This is a genomic window from Amycolatopsis sp. lyj-23 (assembly GCF_046549135.1).
In the GTDB taxonomy this organism is placed as follows: domain Bacteria; phylum Actinomycetota; class Actinomycetes; order Mycobacteriales; family Pseudonocardiaceae; genus Amycolatopsis.
This window is the reverse complement of the sequence record NZ_JAJPWN010000002.1, coordinates 641,513-664,881: the sequence shown is the minus strand read 5'-3', so window position 1 is coordinate 664,881 and position 23,369 is coordinate 641,513. Positions and strand designations below refer to the sequence as shown.

Annotated in this window: 24 protein-coding genes; 14 read left to right on the top strand and 10 right to left on the bottom strand. The window is 73.0% G+C overall.

The window, feature by feature from the left end; genetic code table 11:
• Positions 1-193 precede the first annotated feature (193 nt).
• Positions 194-1,402 (bottom strand): glycosyltransferase family 4 protein, encoded by a 1,209-nt coding sequence (locus ACLJPY_RS05675; protein WP_410586945.1) that lies wholly within the window; start codon positions 1,400-1,402, stop codon positions 194-196.
• 23 nt (positions 1,403-1,425) lie between these two features.
• On the bottom strand, positions 1,426-2,367 hold the full coding sequence (locus ACLJPY_RS05670; RefSeq protein WP_410586944.1) for a glycosyltransferase: 942 nt from the start codon (positions 2,365-2,367) through the stop codon (positions 1,426-1,428).
• Positions 2,368-2,460: 93 nt separating this feature from the next.
• Between ACLJPY_RS05670 and ACLJPY_RS05665 the strand changes: the two genes are divergently transcribed.
• The 6 genes from ACLJPY_RS05665 (at position 2,461) to ACLJPY_RS05640 (ending at position 10,093) form a co-directional block, all read left to right on the top strand.
• A complete protein-coding gene (locus tag ACLJPY_RS05665) occupies positions 2,461-3,075 on the top strand; it encodes a DUF47 domain-containing protein (protein ID WP_410586943.1) in 615 nt (204 codons plus the stop codon).
• Positions 3,076-4,071 (top strand): anion permease, encoded by a 996-nt coding sequence (locus ACLJPY_RS05660; RefSeq protein ID WP_410586942.1) that lies wholly within the window; start codon positions 3,076-3,078, stop codon positions 4,069-4,071. It abuts the gene before it with no gap.
• A 73-nt stretch (positions 4,072-4,144) separates the two neighbouring features.
• The gene (locus tag ACLJPY_RS05655; protein WP_410586941.1) at positions 4,145-5,329 is read left to right on the top strand and encodes a zinc-dependent alcohol dehydrogenase; all 1,185 of its coding nucleotides are present in this window, start codon (positions 4,145-4,147) and stop codon (positions 5,327-5,329) included.
• 21 nt (positions 5,330-5,350) lie between these two features.
• The gene (locus ACLJPY_RS05650) at positions 5,351-7,375 is read left to right on the top strand and encodes a CocE/NonD family hydrolase (protein WP_410586940.1); all 2,025 of its coding nucleotides are present in this window, start codon (positions 5,351-5,353) and stop codon (positions 7,373-7,375) included.
• A 34-nt stretch (positions 7,376-7,409) separates the two neighbouring features.
• Positions 7,410-8,483: an NAD-dependent epimerase/dehydratase family protein gene (locus ACLJPY_RS05645; RefSeq protein WP_410586939.1), complete on the top strand. Its 1,074-nt coding sequence runs from the start codon at positions 7,410-7,412 to the stop codon at positions 8,481-8,483.
• Between the two features lie 17 nt (positions 8,484-8,500).
• Entirely contained in the window at positions 8,501-10,093 is a 1,593-nt protein-coding gene (locus tag ACLJPY_RS05640; RefSeq protein WP_410586938.1) for a phytoene desaturase family protein, read from the top strand.
• Positions 10,094-10,276: 183 nt separating this feature from the next.
• Here the strand turns inward: ACLJPY_RS05640 and ACLJPY_RS05635 are convergent, their stop codons facing one another.
• Positions 10,277-10,744 carry an SRPBCC family protein gene (locus tag ACLJPY_RS05635; RefSeq protein ID WP_410586937.1) on the bottom strand — a complete coding sequence of 156 codons (468 nt, stop codon included), beginning with the start codon at positions 10,742-10,744 and terminating at the stop codon, positions 10,277-10,279.
• 83 nt (positions 10,745-10,827) lie between these two features.
• Here ACLJPY_RS05635 and ACLJPY_RS05630 point away from each other — a divergent pair, with 83 nt between their 5' ends.
• Positions 10,828-11,811 (top strand): YihY/virulence factor BrkB family protein, encoded by a 984-nt coding sequence (locus tag ACLJPY_RS05630; protein ID WP_410586936.1) that lies wholly within the window; start codon positions 10,828-10,830, stop codon positions 11,809-11,811.
• 4 nt (positions 11,812-11,815) lie between these two features.
• Positions 11,816-12,196, top strand: a complete 381-nt coding sequence (locus ACLJPY_RS05625; protein ID WP_410586935.1) for a VOC family protein — start codon at positions 11,816-11,818, stop codon at positions 12,194-12,196.
• Between the two features lie 286 nt (positions 12,197-12,482).
• On the opposite strand, the gene ACLJPY_RS05620 is transcribed toward ACLJPY_RS05625, so the two are convergent.
• The gene (locus ACLJPY_RS05620) at positions 12,483-12,818 is read right to left on the bottom strand and encodes a hypothetical protein (RefSeq protein ID WP_410586934.1); all 336 of its coding nucleotides are present in this window, start codon (positions 12,816-12,818) and stop codon (positions 12,483-12,485) included.
• 83 nt (positions 12,819-12,901) lie between these two features.
• Positions 12,902-13,915, bottom strand: a complete 1,014-nt coding sequence (locus tag ACLJPY_RS05615; protein ID WP_410586933.1) for a DNA topoisomerase IB — start codon at positions 13,913-13,915, stop codon at positions 12,902-12,904.
• Positions 13,916-14,007: 92 nt separating this feature from the next.
• Here ACLJPY_RS05615 and ACLJPY_RS05610 point away from each other — a divergent pair, with 92 nt between their 5' ends.
• Together ACLJPY_RS05610 and ACLJPY_RS05605 are read left to right on the top strand one after the other, a co-directional pair.
• Positions 14,008-14,802, top strand: coding sequence for an SDR family NAD(P)-dependent oxidoreductase (locus ACLJPY_RS05610; RefSeq protein WP_410586932.1), 795 nt, complete (start codon positions 14,008-14,010; stop codon positions 14,800-14,802).
• A complete protein-coding gene (locus ACLJPY_RS05605; RefSeq protein WP_410586931.1) occupies positions 14,799-15,323 on the top strand; it encodes a DUF1360 domain-containing protein in 525 nt (174 codons plus the stop codon). Before ACLJPY_RS05610 ends, ACLJPY_RS05605 begins: the two co-directional genes overlap by 4 nt.
• Before the next feature lie 34 nt (positions 15,324-15,357).
• Here ACLJPY_RS05605 and ACLJPY_RS05600 read toward each other — a convergent pair whose 3' ends face one another.
• Positions 15,358-16,860 (bottom strand): FAD-dependent oxidoreductase, encoded by a 1,503-nt coding sequence (locus ACLJPY_RS05600; RefSeq protein ID WP_410586930.1) that lies wholly within the window; start codon positions 16,858-16,860, stop codon positions 15,358-15,360.
• Between the two features lie 84 nt (positions 16,861-16,944).
• Here ACLJPY_RS05600 and ACLJPY_RS05595 point away from each other — a divergent pair, with 84 nt between their 5' ends.
• Positions 16,945-18,219, top strand: a complete 1,275-nt coding sequence (locus ACLJPY_RS05595; RefSeq protein ID WP_410586929.1) for an acetyl-CoA carboxylase biotin carboxylase subunit family protein — start codon at positions 16,945-16,947, stop codon at positions 18,217-18,219.
• 55 nt (positions 18,220-18,274) lie between these two features.
• Here the strand turns inward: ACLJPY_RS05595 and ACLJPY_RS05590 are convergent, their stop codons facing one another.
• Entirely contained in the window at positions 18,275-18,439 is a 165-nt protein-coding gene (locus ACLJPY_RS05590; RefSeq protein WP_014467084.1) for a hypothetical protein, read from the bottom strand.
• A gap of 155 nt (positions 18,440-18,594) precedes the next feature.
• On the opposite strand from ACLJPY_RS05590, the gene ACLJPY_RS05585 reads away from it, so the two are divergent.
• Positions 18,595-19,314: a methyltransferase gene (locus ACLJPY_RS05585; RefSeq protein WP_410586928.1), complete on the top strand. Its 720-nt coding sequence runs from the start codon at positions 18,595-18,597 to the stop codon at positions 19,312-19,314.
• The gene (locus ACLJPY_RS05580) at positions 19,301-19,513 is read left to right on the top strand and encodes a CDGSH iron-sulfur domain-containing protein (RefSeq protein WP_410586927.1); all 213 of its coding nucleotides are present in this window, start codon (positions 19,301-19,303) and stop codon (positions 19,511-19,513) included. Before ACLJPY_RS05585 ends, ACLJPY_RS05580 begins: the two co-directional genes overlap by 14 nt.
• A gap of 46 nt (positions 19,514-19,559) precedes the next feature.
• Here the strand turns inward: ACLJPY_RS05580 and ACLJPY_RS05575 are convergent, their stop codons facing one another.
• Together ACLJPY_RS05575 and ACLJPY_RS05570 are read right to left on the bottom strand one after the other, a co-directional pair.
• Positions 19,560-20,555, bottom strand: a complete 996-nt coding sequence (locus ACLJPY_RS05575; RefSeq protein WP_410586926.1) for an iron-containing redox enzyme family protein — start codon at positions 20,553-20,555, stop codon at positions 19,560-19,562.
• 8 nt (positions 20,556-20,563) lie between these two features.
• Positions 20,564-21,697 carry a glutamate--cysteine ligase gene (locus ACLJPY_RS05570; RefSeq protein WP_410586925.1) on the bottom strand — a complete coding sequence of 378 codons (1,134 nt, stop codon included), beginning with the start codon at positions 21,695-21,697 and terminating at the stop codon, positions 20,564-20,566.
• Positions 21,698-21,803: 106 nt separating this feature from the next.
• Between ACLJPY_RS05570 and ACLJPY_RS05565 the strand changes: the two genes are divergently transcribed.
• Positions 21,804-22,199, top strand: coding sequence for an STAS domain-containing protein (locus tag ACLJPY_RS05565; protein ID WP_410586924.1), 396 nt, complete (start codon positions 21,804-21,806; stop codon positions 22,197-22,199).
• Here the strand turns inward: ACLJPY_RS05565 and ACLJPY_RS05560 are convergent.
• Complete coding sequence (locus ACLJPY_RS05560; protein WP_410586923.1) at positions 22,196-23,290, bottom strand: glutamate--cysteine ligase; 1,095 nt, start codon at positions 23,288-23,290, stop codon at positions 22,196-22,198. The genes ACLJPY_RS05565 and ACLJPY_RS05560 overlap by 4 nt on opposite strands.
• Positions 23,291-23,369: the final 79 nt, after the last annotated feature.

Below are 23,369 nucleotides of genomic sequence, written 5' to 3'. Positions count from 1 at the left end.
TCGGCCTGCGTACCTGAAGGGTCGGCCTGCGTACCTGAAGGGTCGGCCTGCGTACCTGAAGGGTCGGCCTGCGTACCTGAAGGGTTGGCCTGCGTACCTGGAGGGTCGGTTGGTTAACCGACCCTCTGGGTACGCAAGCCGACCCTCTGGGTACGCGGGCCGACTGCCCAGGTACGCGGACCGACCCCTGCGGTCAGCGGGCCTCGGCGGTGACCGCGGCCTCCGGGACCAGCTTGTGGTAGGCGCGCAGCGTGTCGGCGGCGACGCGGTCCCACGAGTAGCGGGCCACCGCGCGGTCGCGACCCGCGGTGCCGTAGGCGTGGCACAGGGCCGGGTCGTCGATCAGCCGCCGCGCCCGGGACGCCAGCTCCTTGGGCTGGTGCGGGCGGACCAGCAGCCCGGTGACGCCGTCGACGACGGTGTCGGTCAGGCCGCCCACCGCGGCCGCCACCACCGGCACGCCGCACGCCATCGCCTCCAGCGGCACGATGCCGAACGGCTCGTACCACGGCGTGCACACCACGGCGTCGGCCGAGCGCAGCAGGGCCGGCATGGCCTCGCGGGACACCTGGCCGGGCCAGCGGACGCGGTCGCCGACGCCGAGGCGCTCGGCCAGCTGCCGGAGCCGGCCGGCCTCCGGGTCCTGCGACAGCCTGCCGCGCTCCGGGCCACCGGCGATGACGAGCTCGGTGTCCGGCAGCTGGGCGAGGGCGGTGATCGCGATGTCGAAGCCCTTGCGCGGGACCAGCCGGCCGACGGTGACCAGCCGGTGCGGCAGCCGGCGGCGGGCGACCGGCCCGTCGGGGGAGAAGCGGCCGAGGTCGACACCGCACGGCACGATCGAGATCCGCGACCGCGGCACGCCGAGGCGGGACAGCTCGAAGACCTCGTCGGAGCAGGTGGCGATCACGCGCCCGGCCTGGCGGCCGATGATCCGCTCCAGCCGGGTGCGGTCGGCCGGGCTGGTGTCCTTGTCGCCCTGGTAGCGCTTCTTGACGACCCCCAGCGCGTGGAACGTCTGGGCGACCGGGGTGCCGGTCGCGCTCGCCGCGAGCGAGGTGGCGAGGCCGGACATCCAGAAGTGCGCGTGCGCCACGTCCGGCCGCTCCATCGCCCACTGGTCGCGCAGGAAGCTGCCGAAGTCGCCCATGTAGGGCAGGAGGTTGTCCTTCGGCTCCTTGCGCGCCGGCCCGGCCGGCACGTGCACGACGCGGTAACCCTGCGGCGTCCGCACCTCCCTCGGCTCGTCGCGGCTTTCCCGGCGCGTGTAGACGGTGACGTCGTGGCCGGCGCGCACCATGGCGGCCGACAGCTCGGCGACGTGCACGTTCTGGCCGCCGGCGTCGGCTTCGCCCAGCGCGGCGAGGGGGTTGGCGTGCTCGGACACCATCGCGATCTTCATCGGTGAGGCGTTCCCTTCACAGGTCAGCGGGCCGTCTCGGCGAGGAGGTGGTCCCAAGCGGTCAGGAAGGCGTCCAGCCCGTAGTGCTTCAGGGCGTGTTCGCGGGCGTTCTTGCCGGCGAGCGCGGCGAAGTCCGGCTCGTGCAGCAGCTCGCGGAAGCCCCGCGCCAGGACGGAGACGTCGGTGGAGAGCACGCCCGCGTCGTCCGGCACCGCCTCGACCGCCTCGGTCGAGGCGAAGACGACGACCGGCATCGCCAGGTGCATGGCCTCCAAAAGGGACAGTCCCAGCGACGTCCACCGGGCCGTGTGCAGGTAGACGCGGCGGCGGGCGATCTCGTCGTGCAGCTTCGGCGCCGGGACGTCGCCCAGGCCCCGCAGGGGCTCGGTGAGCTCTTCGGTCCCCATGCCGAACACGTCGACGGGGGCCGCCTCGGCGAGCGTGCCGAGCAGGTCGGAGCCGGTGACGCGGCGGCGCCGCACCGGTTCGTTGATCATCGACACGCCGGCGGCGAGCTCGCCGGTGTACCGCGGTCCGGGGTCCGGGATGCCGTGCGGCACCACGGTCACCGGGGCGCGGCCGCAGTCCCACATCGCCGCGTTGAAGTGCGTCACGTGCGCGACGGTGATGTCGGACCGGCCGGCGAGCGGGTGCTCGCTGGCCGCGGCGTACGGCCGGGGCGCGTTGTGTTCCACGTAGACGGCCGGCACGCCGAGGCGGGCGGCCAGGTCCAGCTCCTCCGGGCGTTGCAGCACGACGACGTCGGGCTCGGCCTCGGCCAGCCGGTCGAGCGGGACCTCGGTGACGGAGGGCCAGTCCCGCCCCGCCTTGCCGAGCCCCCAGGGCGCACCCTCGGGTGACACCGGCAGGAAGTAGTCGTGCCGCCCGCGGACGAAAGCCTCGGTCCACGAGCCGTGCACGTGCCAGAGCAGTACTCTCAGGCGCCGGGATCCGGGATCGGTCATGACTCCTGGTTTCCCGGAGATCGGCTGTTAAACGTACGGCCGGACGGGGTACTCGGCCCCGGACGGGCGTGCGCGACGAAGGGACGTCCACCCATGCGGTTCACCCCCCGCGGCACCAGGTTCTTCGACCTGCTCGCCGACGCGGCGAAGAACCTGGTCACCGCGACCGCACTGCTCAGGGAGCTCGTGGCCGCCGAGCCGGCCGAGCGCGAGCCGCTCGCGAAGCGCCTGCACGAAGTCGAGCACCAGGGCGACGAGCTGACGCACACGATCATGGTGGAGCTCAACAGTTCGTTCGTGACACCGTTCGACCGCGAAGACATCCAGGCCCTCGCGGCCAAGATCGACGACGTACTGGACTTCATGGACACCGCGGCGGACCTGGCCGTCCTCTACCGGATCGGCGCGTTCCCGCCGGGGACCGACGTCCTGGTCCGCGTGCTCTGCCGGTGCGCCGAGCTGACGGCCTCGTCGATGCCGGGACTGGCCAAGGTCGGCGACCTGGAGCCGTTCTGGATCGAGATCAACGAGCTGGAGAACGAGGCCGACCGCGTCTACCGGCGGGTACTGGCCCACCTGTTCGAGCCGGGCGGGGACGCCCTCGAGGTGCTGAAGACCAAGGAGGTTGTCGAGCAGTTCGAGCTGGCGGCCGACGCGTTCGAGCACCTGGCCGACGTGGTGCAGACCATCGCCGTCAAGGAGTCCTGAGTGACGGGCACCGCCGCCCTGGTCACCGTGATCGTGCTGACGCTCGTCTTCGACTACACCAACGGCTTCCACGACGCGGCCAACGCCATCGCCAGCGCGGTGTCGACCCGGGCGCTGACCCTGCGCGCCGCCCTCGTGCTGGCGGCGGTGATGAACCTGGCGGGCGCGCTGCTGTCCACCGGCATCGCCGCGACGGTGGCCAAGGGGATCATCGACGTCCCGGCCGGCCCGGACGCGCTCACCGTGGTCTTCGCGGCGCTGTTCGGCGCGATCACCTGGAACCTGATCACCTGGTACTTCGGGCTCCCGTCGTCGTCTTCGCACTCGCTGATCGGCGGGATGGTCGGCGCCGCGCTGGCCGCCGCGAGCACCGTGCACTGGGCCGGGATCGCCGAGAAGGTGCTGATCCCGATGGTGGCCTCGCCCCTGCTCGGCCTCGGCCTCGGCTACCTCGCGATGGTCGCCGCGCTCTGGTTGCTGCGCCGGGCGAACCCGCACCGCAGCGGCCGGGTGTTCCGCCGGTTCCAGCTCCTCTCCGCCTCGGCGCTCGCGCTCGGCCACGGCCTGCAGGACGCCCAGAAGGGCATGGGCGTGATCGTGCTGGCGCTGGTGGCGGCCGGGCAGCAGTCGACGTTCGCCGTGCCGTTGTGGGTGACCCTGCTGTGCGCCGCGGCCTTGTCGCTGGGCACCTATTCGGGTGGTCTGCGGATCATGCGCACGCTCGGCAGGCGCGTCTTCCCGCTCGACCCGCCGCACGGGTTCGTCGCGGAATCGGTCGCCTCCTCGGTGTTGTACGTGACGGCGTTCGCGGTGAAAGCGCCGATCTCGACGACGCACGTGATCACGGCGGCGATCATGGGCGTCGGCGCGACCCGGCGGCTGTCGGCGGTGCGGTGGGGCATTGCGCGCGACATCGTGCTCGGCTGGGTGCTGACGTTCCCGGCCGCGGCGATCGTGGCGGCGGCCGTGTACCTGGTGGCCGATCTGCTCACCTGACCCGGGCGGGTTTGCCCGTCGCCGCCCGCGGGAAGCCGAGGCGCAGACCCAGCCCGCGCGGAGAAGGAGAGTCATGAAGGCAGTGACCTGGCACGGCAAGCGCGACGTCCGCGTCGAGGAGGTGCCGGATCCGAAGATCGAGGAAGCCACGGACGCGGTGGTGCGGATCACCTCGACCGGGATCTGCGGCTCCGACCTGCACCTCTACGAGGTGCTCGGCGCGTTCATGACCGAGGGCGACATCCTCGGTCACGAGCCGATGGGTGTGGTCGAGGAGGTCGGCCCGGAGGTCACGAACCTCAAGCCGGGCGACCGCGTGGTGATCCCGTTCAACATCTCCTGCGGCCACTGCTGGATGTGCGAGCGCGGCCTGCAGTCGCAGTGCGAGACGACCCAGGTCCGCGAGCAGGGCAAGGGCGCGGCGCTGTTGGGCTACACGAAGCTCTACGGCCAGGTCCCCGGCGGCCAGGCCGAGTTCCTGCGCGTGCCGCAGGCGCACTACGGCCCGATCAAGGTCCCGGACGGCCCGCCGGACGAGCGGTTCGTCTACCTCTCCGACGTCGTCCCGACCGCCTGGCAGGCCGTCGAGTACGCGAACGTCCCGGACGGCGGCACGGTCGTCGTCTTCGGCCTCGGGCCGATCGGGCAGATGTGCTGCCGGATCGCGCGGCACCGCGGTGCCGGCCAGGTGATCGGCGTCGACCTGGTGCCCGAGCGCCTCGCCCGGGCCCGCGAACACGGCGCCACCGCGCTCGACACGCGTGACCACAAGGAAATCGGCGAGTCCATCCGCCAGCTGACGAACGGCCGCGGTGCGGACTCGGTGATCGACGCCGTCGGCATGGAGGCGCACGGCGCCCCGGTCGGCAAGCTCGCGCACACCCTCGTCGGGCTGCTGCCGCAGCCGCTGGGCGAGAAGATCACCGAGAAGGCCGGGATCGACCGGCTCAGCGTGCTCTACGCCGCCATCGACAGCGTCCGCCGCGGCGGCACGATCTCGCTGTCGGGCGTCTACGGCGGGATGGTCGACCCGATCCCGATGATGGAGCTGTTCGACAAGCAGGTCCAGCTGCGGATGGGCCAGGCGAACGTCCGGCACTGGCTCGACGACATCATGCCGGTGCTCAGCGCCGACGGCGACCCGCTCGGTGTCGAGGGCTTCGCCACCCACAAGCTGCCGCTGGAAGACGCGCCGCGCGCGTACGAGATCTTCCAGAAGAAGCTGGACGGCGCCCAGAAGATCCTGCTGCAGCCGTAACCCCGGGGAGGGAACCGACTCTTGCGAGCCGTCACCTCGCTGCCGCACGAAATCACCGAGGAAGACCACGTCCGGATCCCGGTGTCCGACGGGACCGTGCTGTCCGCCCGCATCTGGCGGCCGGTCTCGTCGGACACCGGCCCGGTGCCGGCGATCCTCGAGTACATCCCCTACCGCAAGCGGGACCTCACGGCGCCGCGCGACTCCATCCACCACCCCTACCTCGCCGGGCACGGGTACGCCTGCGTGCGCGTGGACATCCGTGGCACCGGCGAGTCCGAAGGCGTCCTGGAAGACGAGTACCTCGAACGCGAGCAGCTCGACGCCGAGGAAGTCCTCGAATGGATCGCGGCTCAGCCGTGGTGCACCGGCGACACGGGGATGATGGGGATCTCCTGGGGTGCGTTCGCCGCGCTGCAGGTCGCGGCGCGGAAACCGCCGAGCCTGCGTGCGATCGTGATCTCGTCCTTCACCGACGACCGCTTCGCCGACGACATGCACTACATGGGCGGCTGCCTGCTGTCGGACAACGTCGCCGAATCCGGCACGATGTTCTCCTACGCGACACTGCCGCCGGACCCGGCCGTCGTCGGCGAGCGGTGGCGCGAAATGTGGCGGGAGCGTCTGGACGGCTGCAGCCTGTGGATCGGCAACTGGCTCGGTCACCAGCGCCGCGACGGCTACTGGCGGCACGCTTCGGTGTCCGAGAACTACAGCGACGTCCAGGTTCCCGTGTTCGCCTCCAGCGGCTGGGCGGACGGCTACTCCAACGCCGTGACCCGGCTGCTGGCCCACCTCGACGTGCCGCGGCGGGGGCTGATCGGACCGTGGTCGCACAAGTACCCGCACCTCGGCGAGCCGGGGCCGGCCGTCGGCTACCTGCAGGAAGTCGTCAAGTGGTGGGACCACTGGCTGCGCGGGGACGAGAACGGCGTCATGGACGGGCCGATGCTGTGCACGTGGATGCAGGAGAGCGTACCGCCGTCGACGTCCTACGAAGACCGGCCGGGCCGCTGGGTCGGGGAGGCCACCTGGCCCTCGCCGCACGTCGAGCCGGCCGTCCTGCCGCTCGCCCGGCACCGCCTCGGCCGGCCGGGGGAGAGCTTCGGCGACGAGGCGCTGACGTGGTCGTCGCCGTTGTCCGTCGGGCAGTTCGCCGGGAAGTGGGCGTCCTACAGCGCCCCGCCGGACCTGCCCTACGACCAGCGCGAGGAGGACGGCGGATCGCTCGTGTTCGACTCCGACGTGCTCACCGAACGCTGCGAGATCCTCGGCGCACCGAAGGTGCGGCTCGAGGTTTCGGCCGACCGGCCGGTGGCGATGGTCGCGGTGCGCCTCTCCGACGTCGCGCCGGACGGGCGGGCCACCCGCGTCACGTACGGGCTGTTGAACCTGACCCACCGCGACGGCCACGACGAGCCGGCGCCGATGGTGCCCTGTGAGCGCTGCGGCGTCGAGATCGAAATGAACACCGCGGCCCAGGCTTTCCCGGCGGGGCACCGGATCCGGCTGTCGATCTCCACTTCGTACTGGCCGCTGGCGTGGCCGCCGCCGGAGCCCGTGCTGCTGACTGTCCACACCGGACACAGTGCGCTGGAGCTCCCGGTGCGCCCGGTCGCCGAGCCGGACGAGCTGCCGCGGGAGCCGTTCGGCGAACCCGAAGGGGCACCGCCGACCCCGGTCACCCAGGTCGTGCCGGGAGAGCAGCGCTGGCGCGTGTCGCGTGACCTCGTCGGGTACGAGTCCGAGCTGGAGGTCGTGAAGGACGACGGCACCCGGCGCTTCGAGGAAGCGGACCTGGAGATCAGCCGGGACGTCCGCGAGCGCTACCGCTGGGTCGCCGACGACTTCTGCTCACCGGTCGCGGAGACCGAGTGGGTGGTGACCTTCGCCCGCGGTGACTGGGTGGCGCGCAGCGAGACCCGGACCCGGGTGTCGTGCACCGGAACGGAGTTCGTCGTCGACGCCCAGCTCGACGCCTACGAGGGGGCGCGGCGGATCGTGTCCCGCAACTGGCACGAGCGGATTCCGCGTGACCTGGTCTGAGTTTCACTTTCGCGACCCGGGGTAAGCCTTCCGGGTGCGGATCGTGATCACCGGGGCCACCGGCAACGTCGGAACGGCGCTGCTGGCCGCCCTCGACCCCGTCCACGACGTCGTCGGCCTGGCGCGCCGGCTGCCCGACACGACCGTCGAGCCGTACCGCCGGGCGGGCTGGCGCGCCGTAGATGTTGGTCTGCCCGGGGCGGAGGAGGAGCTGGCGGAGGTGTTCGCCGGCGCGGACGCCGTCGTGCACCTGGCGTGGGCGATTTCGCCGGTGCGGGGCGACCCGCCGATGTGGCGCACCAACGACCACGGCACCCGGCACGTGCTCGCCGCGGCCGCGGCCGCGGCCGTGTCGCACGTGGTCGTCGCTTCGTCGGTGGCCGCCTACGGGCCGGCGCCCCGCTGGGAGAAGGTGCCCGAGGACTGGCCGTGCGACGGCATCGCGGGCAGCGCCTACAGCCGCGGCAAGGCCGCCCTGGAGAGCCTGCTGGACCGGTTCGAGGCGAAGTACCCGCAGGTCAGGCTGGCGCGGGTCCGGCCGTGCGCGATCGTGCACCGCGCCGCGGCGGGGGAGTTCGCGCGGTGGCTGCTGGGTCCGGCGGTGCCCGCCCACCTCGTCGGCGGGAGCCGGCTGCCGGTTCCGCTGTGGACGGATCTGCGGGCGCAGGTGGTGCACACCACCGACGTCGCCGACGCGATCCGGCTCATCCTCGACCAGGGTTTCACCGGGGCGGTCAACCTGGCGGCCCCGGAGGTGCTCGACGCCGACGCGCTGGCCGGCGTCCTCGGGGGCGCCCGCGTCCCGGTGCCGAAGCCGGTGGTGCAGCTGGCGGCCCGGGCGGCGTGGCTGGGCGGCGTGCTGCCGCTGCACCCGGGCTGGCTGGAGCTGGCCGACCGCGCGGCGCTGGGGGACACGACCCTGGCGGAGACCGCGCTGGGCTGGCAACCTCGGTATGACGCCGCGGCCGCACTCGCCGACCTGGTTACCGGGTTCCGGGCGGGCGCGGGCGCGGCGAGCCCGCCCCTGGCCCCGCCGCGCCGCGACGGGGTCCTGGCCCGGCTCCGCTCCCTCACCCGGATCGGGCCGAGCCACCAGTCCCAAGCCTGACCAGCCGGGAGGCCCGAGTGAGTACGGAAGCCGTCGACGCGGTGGTGATCGGCGCCGGGCACAACGGCCTGGTGGCAGCGAACCTCCTGGCCGACGCGGGCTGGTCGGTGCTGGTCCTGGAGGCGACCGACCACGTCGGTGGCGCGGTGCGGACCGCCGAGGTCACCGAGCCGGGCTTCCGCAACGACCTGTTCAGCGCCTTCTACCCGATGAGCGCGGTGTCCCCGGTGATCCGCGGGCTGCGGCTCGAGGAGCACGGCCTGCGCTGGCGGCACGCGCCGGAAGTGCTGGCGCACGTGTTGCCCGACGACCGCTGCGCGGTGCTTTCCCGTGACATCGACCGCACGGCGGCCTCGGCCGACGAGTTCGCCCCGGGCGACGGCGACGCGTGGCGGCAGCTGTTCGAGCAGTGGCGTGAAATCCGGGAGCCGCTGCTGAACGCGCTGTTCACGCCGTTCCCGCCGGTCCGCCCGGCGCTCAAGCTGCTGCGCCGCACGGGAACCGCAGACGCCTTGCGGCTGGCGCGCATGCTGACGCTGCCGGCGCGCCGCTTCGGCGACGAGCTGTTCACCGGCGAAGGCGCGAAGCTGCTGCTGGCCGGGAACGCCGCGCACAGCGACCTTTCCGTGGACAACGCCGGCAGCGCGGTGTTCGGCTGGCTGCTCGCGATGATCGGCCAGGACGAGGGGTTCCCGGTGCCCGAAGGCGGAGCGGGCGAACTGGCTGCGGCGCTCGTCCGGCGGCTGGAGTCCCGCGGCGGCCGCGTCCACTGTGGACGTCCGGTGCGTTCGGTGCTCGTCGGCGGCGGCCGGGCGCTCGGCGTCCGGGACGCGGCCGGCGACCCGGTGCGGGCGCGCAAGGCCGTGCTCGCCGACGTTCCCGCGCCCGTGCTGTACCGCGACCTGGTGGGGGAGGAGTGGCTGCCGTCCCGGCTGGTCTCCGACCTCGCGAAGTTCGAATGGGACAGCGCGACGGTGAAGGTGGACTGGGCGCTGTCGGGCCCGATCCCGTGGACGGCCGAGGCCGCGCGCGGCGCCGGCACGATCCACCTCGGCGCGGACCTCGACGGGCTCTCGGCGTTCGGCGGCGAGCTGGCCCGCGGGCGCACCCCGCGCCGTCCGTTCCTGCTGCTGGGCCAGATGACGACGAGCGACCCGACCCGGTCCCCGGCGGGCACGGAAGCGGCGTGGGCGTACACGCACGTCCCGCGCGGCACGACGGACAACCGGGCGGCGCTGGAGCGGCGGGTCAAGCGGATCGAGGAGACGGTCGAGGCGAACGCGCCGGGGTTCACGGGCTTGATCAAGGCCCGGTACGTCCAGGGGCCGGTGGAGCTGGAGGGCCACAACCCGGGCCTGGTGGGCGGCGCGATCAACGCGGGCACGACGGCCATCCACCAGCAGCTGTTCTTCCGCCCGGTGCCCAGCACGGGCCGCGCGGACACCCCGGTGGACCGCCTCTACCTGGCGGGCGCATCGGCCCACCCGGGCGGAGCGGTCCACGGCGGCCCGGGAGCCAACGCGGCCCGCGCGGCGATGGCCCGAGCGGGAGCGCTGGGTGGCGGTTACGCGGCGGTGATCAAGGCGGCCCACCGGGCGATCTACGGCTGAGGCCCGCACCGCGGTTCGGCTTTGCGTGGTCGTTCGGCGCCCGCATCGGACGGTGCGGGGGAGGCCGGGCGCTGCTGAGCGGCGATGCTCGCGCCTCGGGATGGCTCACCGGAGGCTGGATCTGCGATCGCCTCTCCTGGTCGGGTCGTGCGATCTGAGCCTGCCTCCCCGCCACGCGAGCTGCTACGGGCGAGGGCGGCCCTGCTCGCTGCGGGCGTGCTTCCCGGTCGCGAGGTCGGCCAGCCGGGCCAGGGACTCGTTGTTGCGCGGCTTGACGATGAGCGCCAGCAGCGACTCCGGGAGCACCTTGCCCGGGCCGCGGACGACGTGCTCGGTCATCCGGACGAGCGTCTGCCCCTCGCCGTGGGGGACCAGCGTCAAGCCGACCGCCGCCGCGCCCAGGGGCCAGCCGTGGGCCTCCAGGGACAGGGACAGGCCCGGCTCGACCGCCCGGACCACCGTCACGTCCTGGATGTGGATCGGCCACGGGCCCACGCTGTGGTGGATCCGCGACCCGACGGCGGGCCAGTCGCCGTCGACGTCTCGGATGTGCGAACTGCCCACCACCCAGCCGGCGTACAGCCAGCCGTCGGCGAGCACCGCGAACACGGCCTCGGGTGGTACGTCGATCACGCGGCTGACCTCGGGCACGGTTTCCTCCTGCTTCGGGTGACGAACCAGGCATACCCACTCCCGGACCGGGGTATGCCCGCCGGAACCGAGCAGGAGGTGCGATGGTGGCCAGAGGCGGAAAAGAACCCGAAGGACCGGGCGAGCTGTCGAAGCAGTCGTGGGGTGCGGCGCTCAAACGAACATTCAAGCAATTCAACCGGGACAACCTGACCGACTGGGCGGCCGCGCTCACCTACTACGGCGTCCTGTCGCTGTTCCCGGGCATCATCGTGCTCACCGCGATCCTGGGCCTGCTCGGCCCGGACAAGATCCAGACGGTGATCGACAACGTCAACCAGCTCGTCCCGGGCCAGGGCAAGGACATCATCGTCGGCGCGATCAAGGAGCTGGCGGGCTCGCGGAGCCTGGCCGGCCCACTGGCGATCGTGGGCCTGCTGGGCGCGCTGTGGTCGGCGTCGGGCTACATCGGCGCGTTCATGCGGGCGTCGAACGCGATCTACGGCATGCCGGAGGGGCGGCCGGTGTGGAAGACGATCCCGCTGCGGATCGCGCTGACGATCGGGATCGTGGTGCTGCTGGCGGCGTGCGCGCTGGGCGTCGTGGCGACGGGTTCGGTGGCGCACAAGCTCGGCGACCTGATCGGCCTCGGCTCGACGGGCGTGCTGGTGTGGGAGATCGCGAAGTGGCCGGTGATCGCGCTGCTCGTCAGCTTGGCGTTCGCGTTGCTGTACTGGGTGGGCCCGAACGTGCGGCTGCCGGGGTTCAAGTGGCTGACGCCGGGCGGGCTGCTGGCCGTGGTGCTGTGGGTGCTGGCGTCGGCCGGGTTCGCGCTGTACGTGGCGAACTTCGGTTCGTACAACAAGACCTACGGTTCGCTGGCCGGGGTGATCGCGTTCCTTGTATGGTTGTGGATCTCCAACCTCGCGATCCTGCTGGGGGCCGAGCTGGACGCGGAGCTGGCCCGCGGTCGCACGATCGAGGCGGGCCACGCGGACGACCAGGAAGAGCCGTTCCTGCCGCCGCGGGACACGAAGGCGATGGACAAGGACGAGGCCGCGGCGGTGACCGAGGCGGAACGGAAGTGAGCGGATGGCCTGCCGGATCACCGAACTGGTGCTGGACTGCCACGACCCCGACCGGCTGGCGGAGTTCTGGTGCGCGGTCCTCGGCTACGAGGTGGTCGGCCACGAGCCGGACGGCCTGGCCCTCGGCCCGGCGGGCGCGGCCTTCGGCGAGGGAGCGGTGACGCTGATCCTGGCCCGCACGGACCACCCCCGCCGCGGCAAGCTCCCGCTGCACATCGACGTGAGCCCGGCGGGAACGGACCAGGAGACCGAACTGGCCCGCTTGACGGAACTGGGCGCCCGCCCGGCGGACGTGGGCCAGACGGGCGAGGAGTCCTGGGTGGTCCTGCAGGACCCGGAGGGCAACGAGTTCTGCCTGCTGCGCAAGGACGTGGGCGCGGCTTGAGGGAGATCCGCGCGCCAGGGGAGGGGCGCGCGGATCGGGTGGGTGCGCTTGGGGGCGAGGTGCGGCCGGTCGGGTCGTAGTGCCTGGGGCGGTGGAATCGCACGGGGTTCGGCCGACCTCGGCCTGAAGTTGGTTGCCTTCGCGCTGCTCGGGGCCGCGGCTGCACCGGGGCTCGGTTCGCCACCTTGGCTTGGGTTCGCTGCTCCAGCCCACGGCTCCCAGCTCCGCCCGCTGCTTCGTTCTGCCGTACCCCGGCCCCCGCCCCGGAGAGAGCCCCGAACCCGCCTCAGCCGTCCCCAGCCGCGCAGCGCCGCCACTGCACCCGGCCCTCGGCCCGGTCAGCGTGCCAAACCGGCGTCGCCTCCGTTTCCCACGTCGGCACCAACCGGTCCGTCGCCACGCGCCCCCGGGCCACCCGGCCGAACAACTCCACGCCGTCCGTCCGCCGGGCCGCGGGGATCCACGCCGGGAACCGCGCGGCCGGCAGCTTCCGTTCGATCCACTCCCGCGCCGAGCCCTCGCTCCCGTGGTCGGACTCGACGATGCTCGACACCACGCCGTCGCCGCCCACCGTGAGGGCGATCGACGCGCGCCAGCGCACCGGGGCTGCTTCGGATGTCATCCTCCCCAGGTTCCCCGAAGTACGCGGCCGCGGGCCAGTACACGTTCGGATGGATCCGCGCTCACTCACCGTGCCTCCCAACGTCACGACGCGTTCAACAGCCGCGCGCACGCCCGCTCCAGCACCGCCCGGGCGTCGTCGCCGTCCAGCCGTGCGGCGCGCTTCAGGGCCGGGGCGATCGTGCGCTCGTTGCGGTACGCCTCCACCAGCCGGGGGTCCACATAGGACGACCGGCAGACCGCCGGGGTGTTGCCCAGCGCCGTCGAGACCTCCTTCATCACCGCCGCCTCCGCGCGCTTGCGGGCCGTTTCCGACGTCGGGGGGTCCGCCGCGGCGAACGCGGCCGCCGCGAGCACCGTCGCGTTCCACGTCCGCATGTCCTTCGCCGTGCAGTCCTCGCCCGCCAGCTCCTTGAACCGCTCGTTGATGTCGGCCGCGTGCACCTCGTGCCACGTGTCGCCCTCGCGGTAGACGAGCAGCCGGTCGCTGCCGGACCGGCTGCGCAGGAGCGCCTTCATCACCGCCGCGAGCTCCGCGTCGCAGATGGCCACCTCGCGGTTCAGGCCACCCTTGGCGATGTAGCAGAACCGGCACTCGTCGCCGCGGACGGCCACGTGCTCACGCAGCAGCGTCGCGGCGCCGTGGGTGCCGTTCTCCTCTGCGTACTCCTCGCCGCCGGTGCGGAAGATGCCCCGGTCGAGCATGCGCAGGGCCGCCGCCAGGACCCGCTTGCGCGTGAGGCCGCGACCGGCCAGGTCCGCCGCGACCGAGTCGCGCCACTGCGGCAGCCGGCGGGCCATCTGCAGGACGCGGTCGTGCTTCTCCTCGTCGCGGTCCCGCCGCCACTGCTCGTGGTAGAGGTACTGGCGCCGCCCGGCGTCGTCGGTCCCGACCGCCTGGACGTGCCCGTTCGGGTACGGGGAGATCCACACCTTCTTCCAGGCCGGCGGGATGACCAGCCCCTTGATCCGGTCGAGGAGCTCGGGGTCGGTCACGGGCGAGCCGTCGGGCATGGCATAGGAGAACCCGCGGCCGCGGCGGATCCGCCTGATGCCCGGGCCGCGCAGGTCACTGCGCCGGAGTCTGGTGCGTCCCACCGCCGCGAAATACCCACCCGGCGTACCGGGAAACCATGATTGCCGTCCGCGGCGGCGGGTAGCCGACGGCACAAGCACCGGAAGGAGTACGGATGACCACCGCAACCAGGCCGCTGGCCGTCGTCACCGGCGCGTCGAGCGGGATCGGGCTGGAGCTGGCCAAGCAGTTCGCCCGGCACGACTTCGACGTCCTGCTGGCCGCCGAGGACGCCGAACTCGCCGCGGCCGCCGACGAGGTCCGCGCGTGCGGCGCGCAGGTCGAGGCGGTCCGCACCGACCTCGCCGCCCCGGAGGGGGTCGAAGAGCTGGTCCGCCACCTCGCCGACCGGCCGGTGGAGGCACTGGCGGTCAACGCCGGGGTCGGCATCAACGGCGAGTTCGCCGGGGACACCCGGCTGGAGGACCAGCTGACGGTCGTCGACCTCAACGTCCGCTCGGCCGTGCACCTGACCAAGCGCGTCGTGCCCGGCATGGTCGGCCGCGGCCGCGGCCGGGTGCTGTTCACCTCGTCGATCGCCGGCACCTCGCCCGCGCCCTACCAGGCCGTTTACGCCGCTTCGAAGGCGTTCCTGACGTCGTTCTCCGAGGGTCTGCGGGCCGAGGTGAAGGACAAGGGCGTCACCGTGACCGCGATGCTGCCCGGCCCGGTCGACACGGAGTTCTTCGAGCGCGCCGACATGACCGACACCAAGCTCGCCGCCGGCGACAAGGACACGCCGGCCGAGATCGCGGAGGCCGGCTTCGAAGCCCTGATGGCCGGGAAGGACAAGATCGTCCCCGGCGCGGCGAAGAGCAAGCTCCAGGCGGCCGGCTCCCGCTTCCTCCCGGACGAGGTCAAGGCGAAACAACAGGGCAAGATGATGAAGCCCGGATCGGCGGATGGATGAGCGTCATCGAGGACGTCACCGAGAAGGCGAAGCACGTTCAACGCAGCTACGCCGGTGACGAGGACCGGCCGCTGGCCGGCTACCTCGGCGCGATGGGCGCCTACGGGGCGCTGGTGGGCGGCCTCACCGTGCTCGGCCGCGCGCTCGGGGCACGGCTGCCGGACCGGTTCGGTGCCGGCGACACGGCCCTGCTGGGTGCGGCGACGTTCAAGGCCAGCCGCATGCTGGGGAAGGCGGCCGTCACCAGCCCCCTGCGGGCCCCGTTCACCCGCTACGAGGAGTCCGCGGGCGCGACCGAGCTGAACGAGTCCGTCCCGGGCAAGGGGCACGTCGAACACGCGGTCGGCGAGCTGCTGTCTTGCCCGTTCTGCCTGAACGTCTGGGTCGGCACCGGCCTGACCGCCGGTCTGATGATGGCACCGCGGGCGACCCGGCTGGCGGCCACCGTGCTGACCGCCGTGGGCCTGGCGGACGCCCTGCACCTGCTCTACGACGCCGGCAAGAAGCTGGCCTCGGGTTAGCCGGGCGGGCCGGCGGGGGAGGTCCTCCGCCGGCTCACTCCGGGCCGCGGCGCAGCGGCCGGACCGCCGGGCCCTGCACCACTTCGCCGTCGACGCCGAACCGCGAGCCGTGGCACGGGCAGTCCCACGTCTTTTCGGCGTCGTTGAACGAAACCAGGCACCCCAGGTGCGTGCAGTGCGCGCCGACGGTGTGCAGTTTCCCGGCTTCGTCGCGGTGGGCGGCGACCAGCTCGCCGCCGACGCGCACCACCTCGGCTTGGCCGGGCCGCAGGTCGTCGAGCTTCTCCGACCGCCACAGCGCGGCCACGTGGTCGCCGACGAGGTACTTCGCCACGGTCAGGTTGTCCTGGGCCACTTCGAGCACGGACCGCGCGTCGAAGCGGTTGGGGTCGAACAGGTCCGCGGCCGGGTGCGGCTCGCCGAGGATCCGCGCGGCCAGCACGTGGCCCGCGGCGGTGCCGCCGGTCATGCCCCACTGGCCGAACCCGGTCGCCACCCACAGGTTCTTCGTCCCGGGCAGGTAACGGCCGACGTAGGGCAGCAGGTCGGGCGTGGACATGTCGTGCGCGGACCACCGGTGGGTCACGCGGTGCAGGCCCGCGTGCGCGTCCGCCCACTCCGCGAGCCGCCGGTAGCGGCGCTCGACGTTGACGTGCGCGCCCACCCGGTAGTGCTCGCCGCCGGCGATCACCATCGGGGTGCCGCCTTCGGTGTACCCGCGCACGGAGTGGTGCGTGTCGGCGTCGAGGAACATGCCCGCCGGCGCGGTGTTCCCGGCGGCCGGGCCCGCGACGACGAGGTCGCGCACCGGGTCCAGCCGGGCGAAGTACAGGCCGCGGTCGAGCACGGGGTAGTGGGTCGCGACGACGATCTCGTCCGCCACGAGGTCGCCGCGGGACGTGCGCACGGTCTGCCCGTTGACCGCGGTCGCCCGGGCGTGCTCGACGATGGTGCCGCCCGCCCGCTCGAGTTCGGCGGCCAGGCCGAGCAGCCACCGGCGCGGGTGGAAGTGCGCCTGCCCGGTGGTCAGCACGGCGCCGAGCGCGGGCACGGTCAGGGGGACGTCTTCGGTGAAGGACGCCGGCAGGCCGGCCGCGGCGGCGGCGTCGGCCTCCTGCCTGAGGGAATCGACGGTGCTTTCCTGCGTCGTGTAGACGTAGCTGTCCGCGCGGGTGAACCCGCAGTCGATGCCGAGTTCGGCCGCGGTGGCGGCGATCCACTCACCGGCCGCCGCCTGGGCACCGGCGTAGACCCTCGCGGCGTCTTCGCCGTGCCGCGAGGTCATATCCGCGTACTTCGCCCCGTGCTGGGCGCTGACCTTCGCGGTCGTGTGGCCGGACACCCCGGCCGCGACCCGCTCCGCTTCCAGCACCACGACCGAACGGCCGGCGCGGGCGAGCAGCAGGGCGGTGGTGAGCCCCGCGATGCCCGCGCCGAGCACCGCGACGTCGGCGGACTCCGGCACCGGCACGCCGGTGCGGTCCGGCGCGGGGGCGGTCTCGACCCACAGGGAAAGCGGTTCGGGCAGAGCTGTCATGCCTGAGGATGCCCGCCGACCGCCGGGTCAAACGGGCCATCCGGCCCCGTTTCGGCTGTTCGGGGCGTCGGGTAGCCCACCGGTATGAGTACCGACATCTTCGTGATCGGCTTGGACGAGGAGAACCACCGGGTCCTGGACCGCCTCCCGTGGGCCGCCGGCTACCGGTTCCACGGCGTGCTGACCCCCGAAGAGCTGCAACACGGCGAAATCGACTTCGAAGCGCTCTTGGAGACGGCCCAGCAGGAACTGGACGCCTTCGACGGCGAAATCGGCGCGATCGTCAGCTACTGGGACTTCCCCGCCGCGACCCTGGTGCCCATGCTGTGCGCCCGCTACGGGCTGCCCAGCGTGTCGCTGGAGGCGGTGCTGAAGTGCGAGCACAAGTACTGGAGCCGGCTGGAGCAGAGAAAGGCGATCGACGAGCTGCCGAACTTCGGCGTCGTCGACCTCGAGGCCCGCCACCCCGCGCCGCCGGCGGGCGTCGGGTACCCGATGTGGCTCAAGCCGGTCAAGTCGTTCTCTTCGGAACTCGCCTTCAAGGCCGAGAACGACGCCCAGTTCGCCCACGCCGTCGCGAAGATCCGCGCCGGCGTGGGCCGGGTGGGCGAGCCGTTCGGTTACGTGCTGGACCAGGTCGAGCTCCCGCCGGAGATCGCCCGCGTGGGCGGCGCCGCGTGCCTGGCCGAAGAGGCGCTGCACGGCGTCCAGGCGGCCATCGAGGGGTACGTGTACCAGGGCGAGGTCACCGTCTACGGCGCCCTCGACTCGGTCGACTACCCGGACAGCTCGTCGTTCCTGCGCCACCAGTACCCCTCGCAGCTGGGGGAGGAGCCCGTCCGGCGCATGCGGGACGTCGCCGAACGGGTGATGAAGCAGATCGAGTTCGACAACGGCACCTTCAGCATCGAGTTCTTCTGCGACCCCGAATCCGGCCAGGTGTGCCTGCTGGAGATCAACCCGCGGCACTCGCAGTCGCACGCCGAGCTGTTCGAGTTCGTCGACGGTGTCGCCAACCACGAGATCATGGTGCGCCTCGGGCTGGGCCAGGACCCCACCCGCCGTCCCCGCAAAGGCACCTACCAGATCGCCGGCAAGTGGTACCTGCGCCGCTTCGAGGACGGCGTCGTGACGCGGGTGCCGACGCCGGAGGAGATCGCTGCGGTGGAGAAGCGCGTCGACGGCACGCAGATCAAGGTCGTTCCGGAGGCCGGGCAGCGGCTTTCGGACCTGCCGGAGCAGGACAGCTACAGCTTCGAACTGGCTCAGCTGTTCGTGGCGGGCCACACCGAGCACGAGATGGTGCAGAAGTACCAGGCGTGCGTGGACGCGCTGTCGTTCGAATTCGCCGAGGCGTGACGAAGCGGGGGTCGCGTTCGGACAGTCCGGACGCGACCCCCGCTCGCGGTTCCGCTCAGCCCGACTGCGGGTCGCTGTCGTCGTGCTCGTCGCCGCTCGACGTGCCCTGCTCGCCGCGGAGGGTCTCGCGCTGGGCCTCCGGCGTGTCGCCGTGCGGGTCGTCGCCGCGGGGGCCCTCGGCGGGGTCGGTCGGGTGCTGCGTGCGCTCTTCGGATGTCATACTCGTCCCTCCTTCACGGTCCTTCTACGACGGTTACCCCGCCGCGCGCGGCTCAACCGCGGGGGTTTGCCGCGGTGATCGCCGGGTAAGCCCGATTTCGACGCGGTTGTCACCGGCGATGGTCCCGGAACCGCGGCGAGGTGAAGGAGACCCAGATGACCACGTCGGCGGAACCCGTCCGCCCGGGCCCCTTGGCCGCCCGGTCCGTCGTCCACGAGCCCGTGCCCGCCGCCCCGCGGATGCTGCGGCTGCCCGGCGTCTACCGCCCGCAGGAGGACACCGCCCTGCTCGCGTCGGCGATCGCCGAGCTGGCGATCCCGCCCGGGGCGCGCGCCCTCGACCTGTGCACCGGCACCGGCGCGCAGGCGATCACGCTGGCCCGGCGCGGCGCGGGAACCGTGGTGGCGGTGGACCTTTCGCGCCGGGCGCTGGCCTCGGCGCGGCTGAACGCGCTGGTCCGGCAGCTCGCCGTGCGCCCGTGCCGCGGCGGTCTCGCCCGTGCGCTGCGCGAAGGCCCGTTCGACGTCGTCGTCGCCAATCCGCCGTACGTGCCGTCCCCGGCACCGACGGTCCGCACCACCCGGGGCTGGGACGCGGGCCCGGACGGCCGGGCCCTGCTGGACCCGCTGTGCGTCGCCGCCGGCACGCTGCTTCGCCCGGGGGGCACGATGCTGCTCGTCCAGTCGGCACTGGCCGATGTGGACAAGTCGCGGGAACTGCTGGCGGACCGGGGACTGCGGGTTTCGGTGGTCCGCCGCGCCCGGATCCCGTTCGGACCGGTCCTATCCGGACGGACGGAGTTCCTGGAGTCGGCGGGGCTGATCGAGCCGGGTCAGCGGGTGGAAGAGCTGGTGGTGCTCCGTGCCGACCGCTGAGCGTGGTCCCCGCCGGGTGACGGTGGTCCCCGGCGGCCCGGTCCTGGTGGAGGGGCCGGTCGAACTGTGCACGCCCGACGGCGAGCTCGTGCGGTCGGACCGGTTCGTGGTGGCGGTGTGCGCGTGCCGGCGGAGCAAGCGGTTCCCGTTCTGCGACACCAGCCACCGCAAGCGCGTCCGCACGCAGGCGAACGACTGACTGAACGCCGATCGGCCTCCCGGTGCGCCGGGAGGCCGTCCGCACGTCAGGGCCGCAGTGAGGACTTCCCGGCCTGCCAGCTGCTCAGCAGCTGCTCGCCGAAGCGGCCCTCCAGGAATTCGGTCGCCTGGATGCCGAACACGACGTCGGCGGCCAGCTCGGGCTCCTGGTCCAGCAGATCACCCAGCACGTCGTGGCGCATGATCTGCTCGTGGACCGCGTCCGCCTCGATGTGTTCGGTGTAGAAGAACCGGCACGCTTCCGGCGCGTCCAGGCGCTGCAGGGCCTGGTCCATCCGCTGGGCCGACGGTGCCGTGGTGATCTCCGCGGCCGCGAAGTGCCCGCACAGCGCGCCGCGCAGCGAACGGTGCAGGCCGAACAGCGACATCATGTTGACCACGGCCAGCATCGCGGCCGGGACCCGGTCGATGAGTTCGAGGTAGCCGTCGGGCAACCCGGCCGCCCGCAGCAGGTCCGCGTACAGACGCGCGTGCACCAGCTCCGCGCGGCCGCCGCCGAACTCGTCGAACTCCACGGCCACCAGCGCGGCCTTGGCGCGCCCGCGCAGCCGGGGGATCACCCACGCGTGTGGATCGGCCTCCTTGTGGTGGTAGACCGAACGGTGCGTGAAGTACTCGCGCACGTGCGTCCAGTCGCCGTGGTCGCGCAGGAAGTGCGAAACCCCTTCGACGTCGATCGGCTCGACGAGCAGGGCGTCGAGTTCGGTCGTGACGTCGTCGCCGCCGGCCACGTTCTCGCGCAGGGCGGCCAGGAACCGCGCCTCCAGCGCGCCGCGCAGGCGCAGCAGCTCCGGGTCCCACTCCCAGTCGGGGGACACGCCCGGCAGGCCCTGGTAGTGCAGTTCGTAGCACAGGTGCAGGGCCAGCTGGAGGTCGTCGCCGAGCGGGTCGGCGTCCGCGAGGCCGTCGAAGTCCAGGTCCGCCTTCGGGTGCGCACGCAGCAGCGTGGACAGCACCGACTCCGAGAGCGGGCCCCGGGCGGCCGGCAGGGTGGCCACCCGGGCAGTGGTGGAAGTCGTCATGATCCCGGCTACCCGGTCAGCAGCGTTCCATGCGCCGCGGGCACCGTCGCCGCCGTGAGCCACCGCACCGCGGCGGCCGTCTCGTGGTCGGCGACCGCCCGCTGCTGCGCCGCCCCGGTCCCGCCGGTCCGCACCGCCTCGACGAGCTTCCGCACCTCCGCCAGGTCACCGCTGTCCTCCAATGGATCTCTCACGTGCGCCACCAGCTCGTCGACGAGGGTCCACGCGGGCCGCCGCGCCTCGGCGGCGGCGTCCACCAGCTGCCCGCCGAGGCCGTGGCGCGCCGCGGACCACACGGCCGCCGCCGCCACCTGCGGGGACAGCGGCGCGGCCTCCCGGCCTTCGGCGAGGTCGGCCAGCGCCCGCTGCACCAGCGCCCGGCTCAGCAGGGCCTGCAGCACGGCGTGGTCGACGGTCAGTGCGGTGTCGGCGACCCGGAACTCGACCGTCGGGAAGCGGCCGGACGGCCGGGCCAGCCAGAACGTCTGGTCCGGGTCGACCAGCGCACCGCAGTCGACGAGCGTTTCGATCGCGCGGCGGTACTCGGCGTGCCCGCGCAGGTGGGGTGCGACGCCGGAGCCGGGGAAGCGGGACTGCAGGACCATCCGCCAGCTGTCGTAACCGGTGTCCCGCCCGTGGTCGAACGGCGAATTGGCCGACAGCGCCAGCAGCGTGGGCAGCCACCGGCCGAGGTGGTTGACGACGGCGACCGCCGTGTCGGGATCGGGCACCGCGACGTGGACGTGGCACCCGCAGGCTTCGTAGTCGGCGACGATCGCGCCGTAGGCGGCGTCGATTTCGGCGTAGCGGCCGGTGCTCGCGGGCGGCGGCGCGGCCGGGCCGGGCCCGACCGGTGTGCCGGTGGCCAGCAGCGCACAGTCTTCGGCCGCGGCGGCCCCGGCCAGCACCCGGCGCGCGGCGGTCAGCTGGTGGCGGAGCTCGCCGGCCGTGGTGCAGACGCCGGTGACGGCCTCGACCTGCGTGAGGCGCAGTTCGCGGGTCGCCCGGACGCCGTCGGGCAGGGGACCGTGGTGGCGGTACCGGGCGAGCACCGGTTCCGCGCACGGCGACACGTGCCCGGTGCGGGGGTTCACGAGGAGGAACTCCTCTTCGACACCCATCGTGGGCGGGCCGTCGGACATGGGCGGGCTCCTTCCGGACCGGCTGGGGTTACCCGCTCTCGCCGCGAAAATGCCCCCGGGGCCGGGGCTTGTTTCGCCGTGCGCCCGCTGCGGGTACTTCGGGCAGATGACAACTCACGAGCCGGTGCGGGTCACCGAGGTCGTTCCCCCGGCCACGCGACGGCTGCCCGCACCGCGTGCCCCGGCCGACGGCGAACTGCGGAGCCAGATCCGTTGCCAGAGCCCGGACGCGGTGGTGGTGGAGGTCGCCGGCGAAGTGGACCTGTGCACGGTGGCCCGGCTGGCGTCCATCATGGACGAACACGTCCGTGCCCGCCCCGGCGTCCTGCGGATCGACCTCGGCCAGGTCCGGTTCTTCGGTGCCGCGGGCATCCGCGTGCTGCTGCGGGCCCGGCGGCACGCCGCGGCCGCCGGCGTCCACCTGGTCGTCGACCCCGGCGGTTCGCGGGCGGCGGTCCGGGCGCTCGACCTGCTCGAGCGCCTCGACGGCTCCGCGCGTTAGTCGCCGGTCAGCAGGTCGACGACGTCCTCGGCCCGGTTCCGTTCCGCGAACCGGGCGCGTTGCCGGTCGGCGCCGCCGCCTTCGGCCGCCAGCCGGGCCGTCCGCTCGCGCGCGAACTCCAGGTCGCCGGCCGCTTCCAGCGCGGAGGCCGTCAGGTCGACCAGGTCGTCCAGAACCGCCTTCGTCGGCTCCGGGTCCCCGGTCTTCGGGTGCGGGCAGGAGCCGGTCACGCCTTCCTTCGACGCCCGCCAGAGCTGCCCACGCAGCACCTCGTTCGACAGCTGGGGTGCGGGCGAGCCGTCGGCCAGTGCGGTGGCGACCAGGCCGCGAGCCAGCACGCCCAGCAACACCGCGTCCTCCGGCGTCGCGGCGACGTCGGCGATGCGGAACTCCAGCGTCGGCTGGTTGTCCGACAGCCGGACGTCCCAGTAGATCATCCCGCGGTCGAGGATCGAGCCCGCGCGCAGCCAGCCGTCGACGATGCTTTCGTACTCGTCGAGCGACGCGAACCGCGGCGGCGGCCCGGCCGACGGCCACCGGCTCCACTGCTGGTAGCGCCAGCTGCAGTAGCCGGTGTCGTAGCCGTCGGAGACGGCCGAGTTCGCGGTGATCGTGAGCAGCGCGGGCAGCCACGGCCGGATCCAGTTCAGCACCTGGACGCCGGTTTCCTTGTCCGGGATCGCGACGTGCACGTGGCAGCCGCACGTCAGCGACGTCCGCGCGGTGGCGCCGAAGTGCTCGGCCATCCGCTCGTAGCGCGGGTTCGGCGTGATGACGGGCGGGTTCTCCTCGAACAGCAGCGGGGACGCGGCGGGCAGCACGCGGAACCCGCGCCGCCGGGCGGCCGCGTCGAGGTCTCCGCGCAGGCCGCGCAGCTGGCGCAGGGCTTCGGTGTGGGTGCGGCAGACATCGGTGGCCGCCTCGGCCTGGTGGCGCGTGAGTTCGTGCTGCAGCTCGCCTTGCTCGTCGCCGGCGGCTTCCGCCGCGTCGACGACGTCGTCGCCGGCCTGGGACAGGTGGCCGCGGCGGTCGACGACGAAGAACTCCTCTTCGATGCCGAACGTCAGCACGTCGCCCGTGGGTTGGTTCACCGGTGTTCTCCTGGGGGTCGGGAACCGCATGGATACCCGTGCGGCGGTGCGGGCAAACGCGTTTCTCCGCGCGCGGAGC